The organism is Klebsiella sp. ME-303 (assembly GCF_007910085.1).
Classification (GTDB): domain Bacteria; phylum Pseudomonadota; class Gammaproteobacteria; order Enterobacterales; family Enterobacteriaceae; genus Klebsiella; species Klebsiella michiganensis.
Genome location: NZ_VOJB01000102.1, coordinates 184,762 through 199,220, shown reverse-complemented (window position 1 = coordinate 199,220; position 14,459 = coordinate 184,762). Strand labels below are relative to the sequence as shown.

Sequence of the window (14,459 nt, the reverse complement as noted above, 5' to 3'; positions counted from 1 at the left end):
TACCTTTACGAGCAGCGATCTTGTTCAGTTCAGCCAGAGCTTCGTTGAACATCGGTACGGTTTTCTCAAGGTTGATGATGTGAACTTTGTTACGCGCGCCGAAGATGAAAGGCTTCATTTTCGGGTTCCAGTAACGGGTCTGGTGACCGAAGTGAACACCAGCCTTGAGCATGTCGCGCATGGAAACAGTTGCCATGTTTAAAACCTCTATAGATTAAATTGGGGTTATGCCTCCACGTATCCCATATTACCGACCCCGAAGGGCACCCCGGAATATGTGCCGATACGTGTGTGTTATTACACAAAGTGAGCTATGTCGCTTACGTCCATCCTTGTGTATCTGAGATGGAACGGAAGTCCGGCGCGCTTTATACCACAAAATCCATCCAGACACCAACTCTTGTTGACGTCGCGTGCTGTTAATGATTCTCAGTTTGGCACCAGCCTGCCCGGACTGTTACCATTGACAGGACTTACTCTATTATTGTCGAAAATATCGACACTGCTGGACATACTCCATGGCTATCTCTATTAAGACATCTGAAGACATCGAAAAAATGCGCGTTGCCGGCCGCCTGGCCGCCGAAGTGCTGGAAATGATCGAACCCTACGTCAAACCGGGCGTCAGCACCGGCGAACTGGACCGCATCTGTAACGACTATATCGTTAACGAGCAGAAGGCCATTTCCGCCTGCCTCGGCTATCACGGCTATCCGAAATCCGTCTGCATTTCGGTCAATGAAGTGGTCTGTCACGGTATTCCTGATGACGGCAAGCTGCTGAAAGATGGCGATATCGTGAATATCGACGTGACCGTCATTAAAGATGATTTCCATGGCGATACCTCCAAAATGTTTATCGTTGGCAAACCGACGATTCTCGGCGAGCGCCTGTGCCGCATCACTCAGGAAAGCCTGTACCTGGCGCTGAGAATGGTGAAGCCAGGCATCAACCTGCGCANTTGATACCGCCCAGGCTGTTTTCCAGCTTGTCCAGCTCACGAGTGCGCATCAGCGCTTCTTTCTTGGTCAGCTTGTCGAAAGTACCGTCCTGGGACTGAGTTTCCAGGTCTTTCAGACGTTTGATAGACTGACGAACGGTTTTCCAGTTAGTCAGCATACCGCCCAGCCAGCGATGGTTCACGAAGAACTGGTCGCAGCTGTTAGCAGCGTCTTTTACCGCTTCGCTTGCAGCGCGCTTAGTACCAACGAAAAGGATTTTGCCTTTGCGAGAAGAGATCTTGTTCAGTTCAGCCAGAGCTTCGTTGAACATCGGTACAGTTTTCTCAAGGTTGATGATGTGAACTTTGTTACGCGCGCCGAAGATGAAAGGCTTCATTTTCGGGTTCCAGTAACGGGTCTGGTGACCAAAGTGAACACCAGCCTTGAGCATGTCGCGCATGGAAACAGTTGCCATGTTTAAAACCTCTATAGATAAAAGTTGGGGTTATGCCTCCACGTATCCCATATTACCGACCCCAAAGGGCACCCCGGAATATGTGCCGATACGTGTGTGTTGTTACACAAAGTGAGATTTGTCGCTTCAGTCCATCTTGTGTATCTGAGAATGGAACAGAAGTCCGGCGCGCTTTATACCACAAAACAGGAGCAGACACCAACTGTTGTTGACGTCGCGTGCTGCTAATGATTCTCAATTTGGCAGCAGGACGCCCGGACTGTTAACATTGTTCCGACATAATCTATTATTGTCGAAAAAATCGACACTGCTGGACACAATCCATGGCTATTTCTATCAAGACATCTGAAGACATCGAAAAAATGCGCGTTGCCGGCCGCCTGGCCGCTGAAGTGCTGGAAATGATCGAACCCTACGTAAAACCGGGCGTCAGCACCGGCGAACTGGATCGCATCTGCAACGATTATATCGTTAACGAACAAAAAGCCGTATCCGCCTGCCTGGGCTACCACGGCTTCCCGAAATCCGTCTGCATCTCTATTAATGAAGTGGTGTGCCACGGGATCCCGGACGACGGCAAGCTGCTGAAAGATGGCGATATCGTCAACATTGACGTCACCGTCATTAAAGATGATTTCCACGGTGATACCTCGAAGATGTTTATCGTCGGTAAACCGACCATTCTGGGCGAGCGCCTGTGCCGCATTACCCAGGAAAGCCTCTATCTGGCCCTGAAAATGGTCAAACCGGGCGTTAATCTGCGCGCTATCGGCGCGGCTATCCAGAAATACGTTGAAGCCGAAGGTTTCTCCGTCGTGCGCGAGTACTGCGGCCACGGTATCGGCCGCGGTTTCCATGAAGAACCGCAGGTGCTGCATTACGACTCTCCGGAAACCAACGTGGTGCTCAAACCCGGCATGACCTTTACCATTGAGCCGATGGTCAACGCGGGTAAAAAAGAGATCCGCAGTATGAAAGACGGCTGGACGGTAAAAACCAAAGACCGGAGCTTGTCTGCGCAGTATGAGCATACTATTGTGGTGACAGACAGCGGCTGCGAAATACTGACGTTACGCAAGGATGACACCATCCCGGCGATAATCTCGCACAACGAATGATGAAAAGCCGGCGCCAGCCGGCTTTTTTATGACGGGCACCCTGTGGGCCGCCGCAAGCGACGTTAAAAATCGCTCCCGGCGATTTTTTATGACGGGCGTCCTGCCCGTCACCCTATGGGCCGCCGCAAGCGACGTTAAAAATCGCTCCCGGCGATTTTTTATGGGTGATAGTTTTTTATTATGGTGGCGCGATGAGCAACTCTTTATCTGATACTGTCTCCCCTGCCCTGGACGACCAGCCGGCGAATCCGGGCCGCTGGCCGCAGAGCGACTTCAACTGCGCGGCTATCAAGGCGCACATCGACGCTTTTCAGCGCTGGCTGGGCGAAGCGTTTGACCACGGCATCGCCGCAGAGAGATTGATTGAGGCGCGCACCGAATTTATCGATCAGCTGCTTCAGCGGCTATGGGTCGAGTACGGGTTCGGGTCGATGAACGACATCGCGCTGGTCGCCGTCGGCGGTTACGGCCGCGGCGAACTGCACCCGCTTTCCGATATCGATCTGCTTATCCTGAGCCGTAAAAAGCTGCCCGATGAGCAGGCGCAGAAGGTCGGCGAGCTGCTGACGCTGCTGTGGGATATCAAGCTGGAAGTCGGCCACAGCGTGCGCACCCTCGAAGAGTGCCTGCTGGAGGGGCTGTCGGACCTCAGCGTCGCCACTAACCTGATTGAATCGCGTCTGCTTATTGGCGACGTCGCGCTGTTCCTTGAACTGCAAAAACACATATTCAGCGACGGCTTCTGGCCATCGGAAAAGTTCTTTGCGGCAAAAGTCGAAGAGCAGAATGTACGCCATCAGCGCTATCACGGGACCAGCTATAACCTCGAGCCGGACGTGAAAAGCAGCCCCGGCGGCCTGCGCGATATTCACACCCTGCAGTGGATCGCGCGCCGCCATTTCGGTGCCACCTCGCTTGATGAAATGGTCGGCTTCGGTTTCCTGACCGAAGCCGAGCGCAACGAGCTTAACGAATGCCTGCATCAGCTGTGGCGCATTCGCTTTGCGCTGCATCTGGAGCTCAACCGCTACGATAATCGTCTGCTGTTCGACAGGCAGTTCAGCGTCGCCCGCCGCCTGCGTTACGAAGGCGAAAGCAACCAGCCGATCGAGCACATGATGAAGGATTTCTTTCGCGTCACCCGCCGGGTGAGCGAGCTGAACCAAATGCTGATCCAGCTGTTCGAAGAGGCGATTCTGGCGCTCACCGAAGATGAGAAGCCGCGGCCAATTGACGATGATTTTCAGCTGCGCGGCACGCTAATCGATCTGCGCGATGACTCGCTGTTCATCCGCGAACCGCAGGCGATTCTGCGCATGTTCTTTATGATGGTGCGTAACAGCAGCATTACCGGCATCTACTCCACCACGCTTCGCCATTTGCGCCACGCCCGTCGTCATCTGACGCAGCCGCTTTGCTATATTCCGGAAGCGCGGACCCTGTTCCTCAGCATGCTGCGCCATCAGGGCGCGGTCAGCCGGGGGCTGCTGCCGATGCACCGCCATAGCGTGCTGTGGGCCTATATGCCGCAATGGTCGCATATTGTCGGTCAGATGCAGTTTGACCTGTTTCACGCCTATACCGTTGATGAACACACGATCCGCGTGCTGCTTAAGCTTGAGAGCTTCGCCAAAGAAGAGACCCGCAGCCGGCATCCGCTGTGCGTTGAACTGTGGCCGCGCCTGACGCATCCGGAGCTGATCCTTATCGCCGCCCTCTTCCACGATATCGCGAAAGGGCGCGGCGGCGACCATTCGATTCTCGGCGCGCAGGACGTGCTGAAATTCGCCGAGCTTCACGGTCTTAACTCGCGCGAAACCCAGCTGGTGGCGTGGCTGGTGCGTCATCATCTGCTGATGTCGGTCACCGCCCAGCGTCGCGATATTCAGGATCCGGAAGTGATCAAGCAGTTTGCCGAAGAGGTGCAAACGGAGAACCGTCTGCACTACCTGGTCTGCCTGACCGTCGCCGATATCTGCGCCACCAACGAAAACCTGTGGAACAGCTGGAAGCAGAGCCTGCTGCGTGAGCTCTATTTCGCCACCGAAAAACAGCTGCGCCGGGGGATGCAAAACACGCCGGATATGCGCGAGCGGGTGCGTCACCACCAGCTACAGGCGCTGGCGCTGCTGCGGATGGAAAATATTAATGAACAGGCGCTGCACCAAATCTGGAACCGCTGCCGCGCCAACTACTTTGTGCGCCATACGCCAAACCAGCTCGCCTGGCACGCGCGTAATCTGCTGCAGCACGATCTCAGCAAACCGATGATCCTGCTCAGTTCCCACGCCTCGCGCGGGGGCACCGAGATCTTCATCTGGAGTCCGGATCGTCCTTACCTCTTCGCCGCCGTTTGCGGCGAGCTGGATCGACGTAATCTAAGCGTTCACGATGCGCAGATCTTCACCACCCGCGATGGCATGGCGATGGATACCTTTATTGTTCTTGAGCCGGACGGCAGCCCGCTTTCCGCCGACAGGCACGAAATGATCCGCGTGGGCCTGGAACAGACCATCAGCCAGCGCAGCTGGCAGCCCCCGGCGCCCCGTCGTCAGGCGGCGAAGCTGAGGCATTTTTCCGTGCCGACGGAGGTGAATTTCCTGCCGACGCATACCGACCGGAAATCCTTTCTTGAGCTGATTGCTCTCGACCAGCCGGGTCTGTTAGCGCGCGTCGGCCAGGTATTTGCCGACCTCGGAATTTCGCTCCACGGCGCGCGAATTACGACAATTGGTGAGCGAGTAGAAGATTTATTTATAATCGCCACCGCAGACCGGCGCGCCCTTAATAATGAGCTACAGCAAGAAGTGCAACAACGGTTGACAGAGGCCCTCAATCCAAACGATAAAGGGTAACGTATTTTTTTAAGTAAATGGAAAGAGTAAACAATGCAGCAATTACAGAACGTTATTGAGTCCGCTTTTGAGCGTCGCGCCGACATCACGCCGGCAAACGTGGATACCGTAACCCGCGAAGCGGTTAACCAGGTGATTTCTCTGCTTGATTCCGGCGCGCTGCGTGTCGCTGAAAAAGTTGACGGCCAGTGGGTCACCCATCAGTGGCTGAAGAAAGCGGTTCTGCTCTCTTTCCGTATTAACGATAACCAGGTTATCGATGGTGCGGAAAGCCGCTACTTCGATAAAGTCCCAATGAAGTTCGCGGATTATGATGAAGCGCGTTTCCAGAAAGAAGGTTTCCGCGTCGTTCCGCCGGCGGCCGTTCGTCAGGGGGCGTATATCGCTCGCAACACGGTTCTGATGCCGTCCTATGTGAACATCGGCGCCTACGTTGACGAAGGTTCGATGGTTGATACCTGGGCGACCGTGGGTTCCTGCGCGCAGATCGGCAAAAACGTCCACCTGTCCGGCGGCGTCGGCATCGGTGGCGTACTGGAGCCGCTGCAGGCTAACCCGACCATTATCGAAGATAACTGCTTTATCGGCGCGCGTTCGGAAGTCGTTGAAGGCGTCATCGTCGAAGAGGGTTCCGTTATCTCCATGGGCGTATACCTCGGCCAGAGCACCAAAATCTACGACCGCGAAACCGGTGAAGTCTTCTACGGCCGCGTTCCGGCGGGATCCGTCGTCGTCTCCGGCAACCTGCCGTCAAAAGATGGCAAGTACAGCTTGTACTGCGCGGTTATCGTCAAAAAAGTCGATGCCAAAACCCGCGGCAAGGTTGGAATCAACGAACTTCTGCGTACCATCGACTAAGCAGCATGAAAAGCGGGAGGCATCCCGCTTTTTTTATATATTGAGCTGGCGAAGATGGATTTTTTCGTTAATTATTCAAAGATTACGATGATATCAAAGGTACCGTTATGTACGATAATCTGAAAAGTCTTGGTATTACCAATCCTGATGAAATCGATCGCTATAGCCTGCGGCAGGAAGCCAACAACGACATTCTGAAAATCTACTTTCAGAAGGATAAAGGCGAGTTCTTCGCCAAGAGCGTCAAGTTCAAATATCCGCGTCAGCGCAAAACCGTGGTCGCCGACGGCGTGGGCCAGGGATATAAAGAAGTCCAGGAGATTAGCCCTAACCTACGCTATATCATCGACGAGCTGGATCAAATCTGTCAGCGCGATCGCACCGAAATCGATCTGAAACGTAAGATCCTCGACGATCTGCGTCACCTCGAAAGCGTGGTGACGAATAAGATCAGCGAAATCGAATCCGATCTGGAAAAACTGACCCGCAATAAGTAAGCCTGATACGGGCCAGGTACTGGCCCTGTTTCCCTCTGCCTCACCCTCTTTTTTCTCACTCATCCCCCACCGGCAGCATCAGCGAATATCAGCTATTCCTCTCTGATATCATTTCATCTCATATCCCTATCTACATGAATGACATAATAAAATAATTCGCTGTATGTTCAATTTCCACCTGAAAGGAGATCATACGATGACACAGGAAATTGAACAAAAATTTTATACCCTACAATCTGCGCCCTGGCTGGATAAGGCCGGCTTTGAAAAAGGACGGCTGCACGATCGCCAGCCGCTGGGCTTTATTCTGCCCGCCAATACGCCGCTGCACATTCGCCAACCGGATATCAGCAACGGCAACTCGATTCTGCGCCTGCTTTGCAATGATACCGCGCTAGAGAGCACCTGCACGATCGCCACCGGCTGGAAAACGGTCTGCGCAACGGTCGACACCGTTCCTTTTGTCGATACGCTGTTTACCGACCAGCCCTGTGAATTTACCGTCATCTACCAGCAGCCTGCCGCAACTAAACCGCTGCCGACCTGGAAAGCGGGCCAATCTGAGGATGAATTTTTCCTCAGCTGGGAGAAAAATCAATCCGCACTCGCGCTGCTTGATTTAGATGTGATTACCCTGCTGCTGCCCTATGCCGACCGCGATAATGCGATGAAAGCGGGCTTACCGGCACTGCACCGTTTTTATACCCACCTTTTCAAATGCTATAACGACTTGGCTGGACTAAGCGATAATCCTGACGCACCGTGGAACCAGGATGTCGCCAACCGCTACTTTGTGCGGGCAGATAAACATGGCTTCGGCGCAGCCTATTATTTCACCAGGTGGTGCGCTCATACATCATCAACGTTAGGTGAAGGCTGGCTGGATAACGTTGCGACGCAATGGGTTATTCTCCATGAAATTGCGCACGGGTATCAGGGTAAGTTTATGCAGTCGACCACTCTGCCCGTCAACGAAGTGTGGAACAATATTTACGCCGCTTTTTACCAGCAGCTCACCCTGAGTCAGGATAATCATCTTTATGTTGATGGCTGGCTCTATAACTATGGTCAGCAGGCCGTGCAGGAACTCCAGCTGATGACCTATATTCGAGACCAGGTTTCGGTCACCAGCTGGGGCCTGCGTCCGCGCCTGCAATTCCTGATGCTGATGTTGCTAAAAGCAGGAACCAAAGCCTTCCGCAGCTTCAACCAGAACTATCGCGAACTGGCCAACGGCGATAGCTTCCGGCCGTCCGATCATCAGCTTGTCGATATGCTGGCTACCGCTATCGCCACCGCCGCAGGGTATGATGTGACCCCATTTATCGAGCTATGCGGCTTAACGCTGGAAATTACCACTAAGGGAGATATCGCCGCGCTGGCGGCAAAACCGCTCTATCCGCTGTATCTTTTCCTTCCGCAAAGCGAATGGGATAGCGCGCGGCGGCAGCTGGGGCTGGACTCCTTCGTGTGGCTGGTGGATAACAGCGAACTGGCGGCATTAGGCAAAACGGGGACGCTATCCCTGACGTTCAATATCGACCAGCTGGAACAAATTTACGGGCGAACGCTGACGATTAAAGATAATTGTGGCACGCATTATTCACTGATCGTTAATGATGACACGTTGATCCTGAATGACATACCAATCGGCATTTACCAGATCGATCTTCCGAAAGGTCGTTCACAAAAATATCGTCCGGATATCAGCTATCTCGTCGTAAAAGAAGGGACAAATGCGGCTACCATCAACTACACCCGACAACGCGATTCCCGCGGGCGTAACGTAACGATGAGCTTTTTAGGTATTGGCGACACGCCGTTTGCATATCTGGATATCGATTACGAAAATCAGCAGCTTACGCTGAATATTACCAGCGCCACGCCGCACAACAACTACCCTGACGCGCTCTATGCCGGCGTATGCGTACTTTCCGCCAGCGGCGAAAAAGTATTCGAGCGCAATATGAACGGAACGAACTGCGCCACCGGTAAGGAGGTTATTCCCTTCGGTCCTCACTATCACTTATATATTACTCACGTCGAGCCGGGGCGGCTGAAAACCTCTCCGGAGTATTTAACGCTGGTAGCGGGTGAGAAATGCCAGCTAATGCGTATTGATGAGAGTGGGCTTTACAACTTTATTCTCAACAATAATCCGGCAGAGGATTTACTGGCTATTTTCGAGCATGACGCGCAGGCAATGCGTAAGCAGCCCTCGCTATTAGCGCAGGAAGAGAGCGTATGTAAAAACGATCTCTGGCTGATGCTCCCCCATATTGAAGAGCCTCAGCGCAGCAGGCTGCTTAAAGAGTATGCCGACGTCCTGCCTCAGGATAATAGCGAACCGGGCGAACTGACGGGCAAAAGCGTTACCCTCAATCTCAGAGGGCAAGGCAATAAAGATTTTTGCCAGATCGTTATCGATAATCAGCAGCACGCCATGACGGTCGCCACGCGTACCGGCGCGCCGCACCCGTATTATGTTTCCCATACCTATGCCAGCATTACGGTAACCGGAGCGGACGAAACGGTGGTTTATCACCGCAGCTATGCCGGAGCGACCAACAACCTGGCAAACAGCGAAACTCTCGCGCTCGCTGAAAACATGATCATTGAGGTTTTCCATGATGAGCCATTCCGCTCCAGCGCCAGCAATGATACGACGCATCGCGCCATTACGCTGAAGCAACGCAACCGCTGGCGGGTAGTGAAGGATGGGCTGGAGGCCTGTTCGCTGGTGCCAGATCCGGAGGATAAAGAAACCACGGATGCTCAGGACGAGGCAACAGAGCTGTATGGCGATCTCTTCTCCTGGCAGCTACTTGGCAATGATAATATTCGTTTTGCGACGATGGAGATGGATATTGGCCGCGGCGCGCTCACCTTTACCGCCAGCCCCGTGGTGCCGAATAAGCACTTTACGACGGCCTATGCCGCGGTGAATATCTACAATACGCGCGGCTCGGTGGTTTATCGCCAGTCCATTAAAGGTTCAGCGCAGCTTGGCGACTATATTGATACGGCAATACTTGATGAAGGCTATATCATCGAAGTCTTCCATGCCGAAGCCGGCGATCGCTCCGTCATTATCAACCCGCAAAACGGTAACGCCTGGCCACAGCCTCATACCGTCTCCTGGCAAGTCACGGCCAGCGGGCTGCAGCGCCTGTAATTCCCGTCCCCACTCCCGCCTGCGGCGGGAGTGTTTTTAGCGCTGCTCATCGAGCTGTAGCGCAATATACAGCAGCAGACGATCGTCAAAATTACCCAAATCCAGCCCCGTCAGCTCAGAGATGCGGTTTAAACGGTATTCCAGCGTATTGCGGTGGATAAACAGTGCTTTCGACGTCGCCAGCGGCTGCACGTTATGACGAAACCAGGCCTGTAAGGTGCGACGCAGCAGGCCGTTGTTATCCATCGCCTTCAGGCGAACCAGCGGGCGCGCCAGCTCATTGGCCTGCCAGCCGCCGCGCAGGCTATCCAGCAGTACCGGCAGCATCAAATCCTGGTAAAAATAGCTACGGCTCTCCGGCATCCGCTGTTTACCGACCATCATGGTGGTTCTGGCGGTGCGATACGAGCGAGCAATGCTGCCCGGCCCGGTAAAAAAGTTTCCCAGCGCCACGCGAAAACGCAGCTGACCGTTCTCTTTCATCCTGCTAATGAGCTGCTCGACCCGTTTGCAGTGATCTTCCGCATCCCAGCGGCCAAAGGCGTTCAGCGCGGGCTTCAGTACCACCATTTCGGTCAGCGAGACAATGGCCACCAGATTATTACGGTCCGGCGTGGTCAACGCGGTCTGGAGCTGCTGCAGCTCCGCCATCGCGCTGTCTACGCCCAGCTGGCCGCTATCCACTTCAATCATCGCCACCACGCGCGGTTGGTTGAGATCGATCCCCAGACGCTGGGCCCACTCGGTCAGCGCCGGGGTGTTCTCTTCCGCCTGAATCAGGTTCATCACCAGCTCTTCGCGCAGACGGCTATCCTGAGCCAGGAGATGCATCAGCCGCGATTGTTCCAGCATCATCTCGGCGGTCATACACACCAGTTCACCGTATTTACGCAGCGACTCCGGTTCGCCGGTCAGGCCGATAACGCCAACGATCTCCCCTTCCAGACGCAGCGGCAGGTTGATCCCCTGGCGCACGCCGTGCAGATGTCGGGCAACGGCATCATCAATATCGACAACGCGCCCCTGGGAAAGCACTAATAGCGCGCCTTCGTGCAATTCACCAATTCGCTCGCGGTCTCCGCTACCGATAATGCGCCCGCGGGCATCCATTACGTTAATATTGGTATCAATGATGCGCATCGTACGCGCCACGATATCCTGAGCCATTTTGGTATCAAGATGCCAGCCAGCCATGTAACCCTCCCGTGAGCAGGCTACCAGCATAAAAGAGTTGGCAACACGCCGCATTGTGCATTTGCACAAAGCCGGGCTAAGAAATATGGAGTTGTGGAAGATATCACAGAACGAAAAATGGAAGGGGCGGCAGAAATAAAAAAGCCCCTCTCCTCCGCAAGGAGAAAAGGGGCTTTGCGAACCGTCAGGGATTACTGCATCAGCAGATAAATTGACGTATCGCCGCGCTGGATATTCAGCGCCAGAACCGACGGTTTGGCATCAAAAATTTTGCGCAGGTCGGCAATATTTTTCACCGGCTGCTGGTTCGCGCCAACGATAATATCGCCTTTCTTCAGGCCAATCTGCGCCGCCGGCGTTCCCGCTTTCACGTTACTCACCACGACGCCTTTATCCTGACCTTTGTTGCTCATTTCCGCACCTTCAATACCGTTGAAGATGGTGCTGGAGTCAACCTGGTTCTGATTGCTCTGCTGCAGCTCAACGGTCACCGTCACCGGCTTGCCGTCACGCAGCAGGCCAAGCTCGACTTTGCTGCCGATCGGCATGGTACCCACCTGGGCACGCAGCGCGGCAAAGCTGCTGATCGATTTACCGTTCAGCGTGGTAATCACGTCGCCGGCTTTAATCCCCGCCTTAGCGGCCGCCGAGTTCGGCATCACCTGGCTGACGAACGCGCCGCGCTGAGCGTCAACTTTCATCGCTTTCGCCAGTTCGGAATTCAGCTCGGTCCCCATGATGCCCAGCTCACCGCGCTTAACCTGGCCAAATTTGACCATCTGATCGGTCAGGTTTTTCACCATGTTGCTCGGAATAGCGAAGCCGATACCAATGTTGCCGCCGTCCGGCGCCAGAATCGCGGTGTTGATACCGATCAGCTCGCCGTTCAGGTTAACCAGCGCGCCGCCGGAGTTACCGCGGTTGATCGCCGCATCGGTCTGGATAAAGTTTTCATAGTTTTCAACGTTCAGGCCGCTACGGCCCAAGGCGGAAACGATCCCCGAGGTCACGGTTTCGCCCAGGCCAAACGGGTTACCGATCGCCACGGTGTAATCGCCGACGCGCAGGGCGTCAGAGTCCGCCAGCTTAATCGCGCTCAGGTTTTTCGGATCCTGGATTTGAATCAGCGCAATATCAGAACGCGGGTCTTTGCCGACCACTTTCGCGTCGAACTTGCGGCCATCGCTGAGCTGAACTTTGATAGTAGTCGCGTTATCCACGACGTGGTTGTTAGTCACGACATAGCCTTTAGCGGCATCAATAATCACCCCGGAACCGAGGGCCATAAATTTCTGCTGCTGGCCGCCGTCGCTACCCGGCGCGCCGCCCTGCCCGCCGCCCTGACAGAACGGAGAGCTCTGGAACGGAGAACCATCCTGACAGAACGGCGAATTGTCGCCAAAGAACTGCTGGAAGTTACGCGGCATCCGCGGCGTATTAACGGTGGTGCTCCCCTCAACGTTAATGCTCACGACCGACGGCATCACTTTTTCCAGCATCGGCGCCAGGCTTGGCATCTGCTGCGCATTAGTCGCCGAAGAAGCTGTTTCCGCCGCGCTCGCAGAGAGAGGGGACAACGCCAGACCTAAACTCAGAGCCAGGGCACTCATTGCTAACGTGGTTTTTTTCATAGGTTTCAATCTCAATTTCAGATAACGAATAGTTGCTGTGTTGGTGACTATCAGAGTCATTTTATAGCGCGAAGTTCCGGAATGAAGTTTTGGTAAAAGTAAAAATTTATTGTCCGTCTTTACAAAACTCACCCTTATTCTACGGCCATCAATCGTCGATATTCATCCCATGCATACAAGTCGGTCATTCCGCTGATATAGTCCTGAATGAGACGACAGCGATAATAATATTCCATCACTGGAAACTCCGGATTATTGCGCGAAATCTTATTTACGGCTTCTATGTAAGCTAACCGATGACGAGTTGAAAGTTTCTGAAAAAGACGTGATGCAATCGGTAAACTTCGCACCCGCTCTTTTTCCACCAGCAAACTAAACTCATCCAGCGATAATTTTAACAGCGGCTGGTATATATCTAACAGACCGCTGATCACGCGATAGCCCTGCAGCTCCAGCTGCTCGACATCAGGATGGCTAAACACATGTTTTACCGCAACATTTTTGTATAGTTCAAGCAGCTGACTGCAATCGCTATCGTCCTCAAGCAGCGCGTGATTAAAATCGCCGCTAAAAATCTTCGCCAGGTTATCAATAAACCGCCGCGCCGCGTACGGTACCAGTCTATTGAGCGTATTAACCCGTAAATACATAAAAAACTGATCTTCAGTACTCCGGCTCAGAGAATTCGCACGCGATTTCTCCCAGGCGTTTTCGACAACCTGATTAAACAAGGAGCCTTTTTCGTGAACGCCCCAGGCTTCATAGAGATGCTGATAAAGCTGCTCTACGCTGAAGATGCGTTTTTCTACCGCATCTTCAAGGTCGGCGACGCAATATGAGATATCATCCGCGGCTTCCATAATCCACGTTAATGGGAAGCGATTGTAAGGAGCCAGATCCAGTTCTTTACGCAACCTCGCAACATAGCCCTCTTCGGCTAAATAATAACCAGGTTTTTTCATTAAATAATTGTGGCTGGCCGGCGCTTCCCCGCGCCACCATGCCGGACGTGTATATTTTAGAATACAGCCCACCTGCGCCCAGGTGAGATTCATGCGCATCAGCGTATGCACTAAGCGAATACCCTGCGCATTGCCTTCAAACCAGCATAAGTCCTGGCGAACCTTACGCCGCAGCTCATTCAGCTGGCTATCGCCTTCCTGCAGGCGCAGCGCCGCGACCACGCAGCGATCGTCGGTTAACGGCTGGCTGGCCGCATCGCCGGGGAAAAGCCGCTGGCTGAACCAATCATTAATTGCCGCCTCGCCAAAATGGCCAAATGGCGGATTGCCGATATCGTGCATCAGGCAGGCCATTTCAACAATGCTCTCGAACGGCCCGGTAAGCTCATCCAGCCCGTAGCTTTCCAGCAGCTTCTGCTCTTTCAGACGACTCAGCACCTCTTTGGCGATGTAGCGGCCCACCTGCTGAACTTCCAGAGAGTGGGTCAGCCGCGTACGCACCGCGGCATTGCGCTCCAGCGGGAAAACCTGGGTTTTTTGCTGCAGCCGGCGGATCGCCGGCGAGTTGATGATGCGTCCGCGATCGCTTTCGAAAATTCGCAGGATTTCACGCTCCGTCTCAACGCCCTGCGGTGAACGGTAGCGGCGACGCCAGTTAATCTTGTTGCGAAAATCGATCTTAGCCATGATCTCCCCCGAGCGAGCAATAACGTTTCCTTCTAAGCGCATGATAGACTATGCCGCTAAAACCCA

The 14,459-nt window shown here is 53.9% G+C and carries 9 protein-coding genes and 2 pseudogenes; 6 read left to right on the top strand and 5 right to left on the bottom strand.

Features of this window, described 5'->3' with window-relative positions; all coding sequences use genetic code 11:
* Positions 1 to 196, bottom strand: a 196-nt coding sequence (rpsB, locus tag FQK12_RS27805; protein WP_195863070.1) for a 30S ribosomal protein S2, incomplete at its 3' end; no start/stop codon positions are given.
* A 322-nt stretch (positions 197 to 518) separates the two neighbouring features.
* On the opposite strand from rpsB (FQK12_RS27805), the pseudogene map (FQK12_RS25000) reads away from it, so the two are divergent.
* Positions 519 to 959, top strand: a pseudogene (gene map / locus FQK12_RS25000) (type I methionyl aminopeptidase); the annotation flags it as partial.
* Here the strand turns inward: map (FQK12_RS25000) and rpsB (FQK12_RS24995) are convergent.
* A pseudogene (rpsB, locus tag FQK12_RS24995) lies at positions 952 to 1,416 on the bottom strand (30S ribosomal protein S2); the annotation flags it as partial. The pseudogenes map (FQK12_RS25000) and rpsB (FQK12_RS24995) sit on opposite strands and share 8 nt — an antisense overlap.
* Before the next feature lie 323 nt (positions 1,417 to 1,739).
* Between rpsB (FQK12_RS24995) and map (FQK12_RS24990) the strand changes: the two are divergent.
* From map (FQK12_RS24990) to FQK12_RS24970, 5 genes are all read left to right on the top strand, one after another.
* Entirely contained in the window at positions 1,740 to 2,534 is a 795-nt protein-coding gene (gene map / locus FQK12_RS24990) for a type I methionyl aminopeptidase (RefSeq protein WP_004098745.1), read from the top strand.
* Positions 2,535 to 2,725: 191 nt separating this feature from the next.
* Complete coding sequence (gene glnD / locus FQK12_RS24985; RefSeq protein WP_014227996.1) at positions 2,726 to 5,389, top strand: bifunctional uridylyltransferase/uridylyl-removing protein GlnD; 2,664 nt, start codon at positions 2,726 to 2,728, stop codon at positions 5,387 to 5,389.
* Between the two features lie 33 nt (positions 5,390 to 5,422).
* The gene (dapD, locus tag FQK12_RS24980) at positions 5,423 to 6,247 is read left to right on the top strand and encodes a 2,3,4,5-tetrahydropyridine-2,6-dicarboxylate N-succinyltransferase (protein ID WP_004098743.1); all 825 of its coding nucleotides are present in this window, start codon (positions 5,423 to 5,425) and stop codon (positions 6,245 to 6,247) included.
* Positions 6,248 to 6,354: 107 nt separating this feature from the next.
* Entirely contained in the window at positions 6,355 to 6,744 is a 390-nt protein-coding gene (locus tag FQK12_RS24975) for a DUF3461 family protein (protein WP_004098742.1), read from the top strand.
* A 196-nt stretch (positions 6,745 to 6,940) separates the two neighbouring features.
* Positions 6,941 to 9,919 carry a putative mucin/carbohydrate-binding domain-containing protein gene (locus FQK12_RS24970; RefSeq protein ID WP_014227995.1) on the top strand — a complete coding sequence of 993 codons (2,979 nt, stop codon included), beginning with the start codon at positions 6,941 to 6,943 and terminating at the stop codon, positions 9,917 to 9,919.
* A 36-nt stretch (positions 9,920 to 9,955) separates the two neighbouring features.
* Here FQK12_RS24970 and cdaR read toward each other — a convergent pair whose 3' ends face one another.
* From cdaR to dgt, 3 genes are all read right to left on the bottom strand, one after another.
* Positions 9,956 to 11,113 (bottom strand): DNA-binding transcriptional regulator CdaR, encoded by a 1,158-nt coding sequence (cdaR, locus tag FQK12_RS24965; RefSeq protein ID WP_004098741.1) that lies wholly within the window; start codon positions 11,111 to 11,113, stop codon positions 9,956 to 9,958.
* Positions 11,114 to 11,304: 191 nt separating this feature from the next.
* Positions 11,305 to 12,744 carry a serine endoprotease DegP gene (gene degP, locus FQK12_RS24960; RefSeq protein WP_004098740.1) on the bottom strand — a complete coding sequence of 480 codons (1,440 nt, stop codon included), beginning with the start codon at positions 12,742 to 12,744 and terminating at the stop codon, positions 11,305 to 11,307.
* A gap of 134 nt (positions 12,745 to 12,878) precedes the next feature.
* Positions 12,879 to 14,393, bottom strand: a complete 1,515-nt coding sequence (gene dgt / locus FQK12_RS24955; RefSeq protein ID WP_014227994.1) for a dGTPase — start codon at positions 14,391 to 14,393, stop codon at positions 12,879 to 12,881.
* Between the last annotated feature and the right edge of the window lie 66 nt (positions 14,394 to 14,459).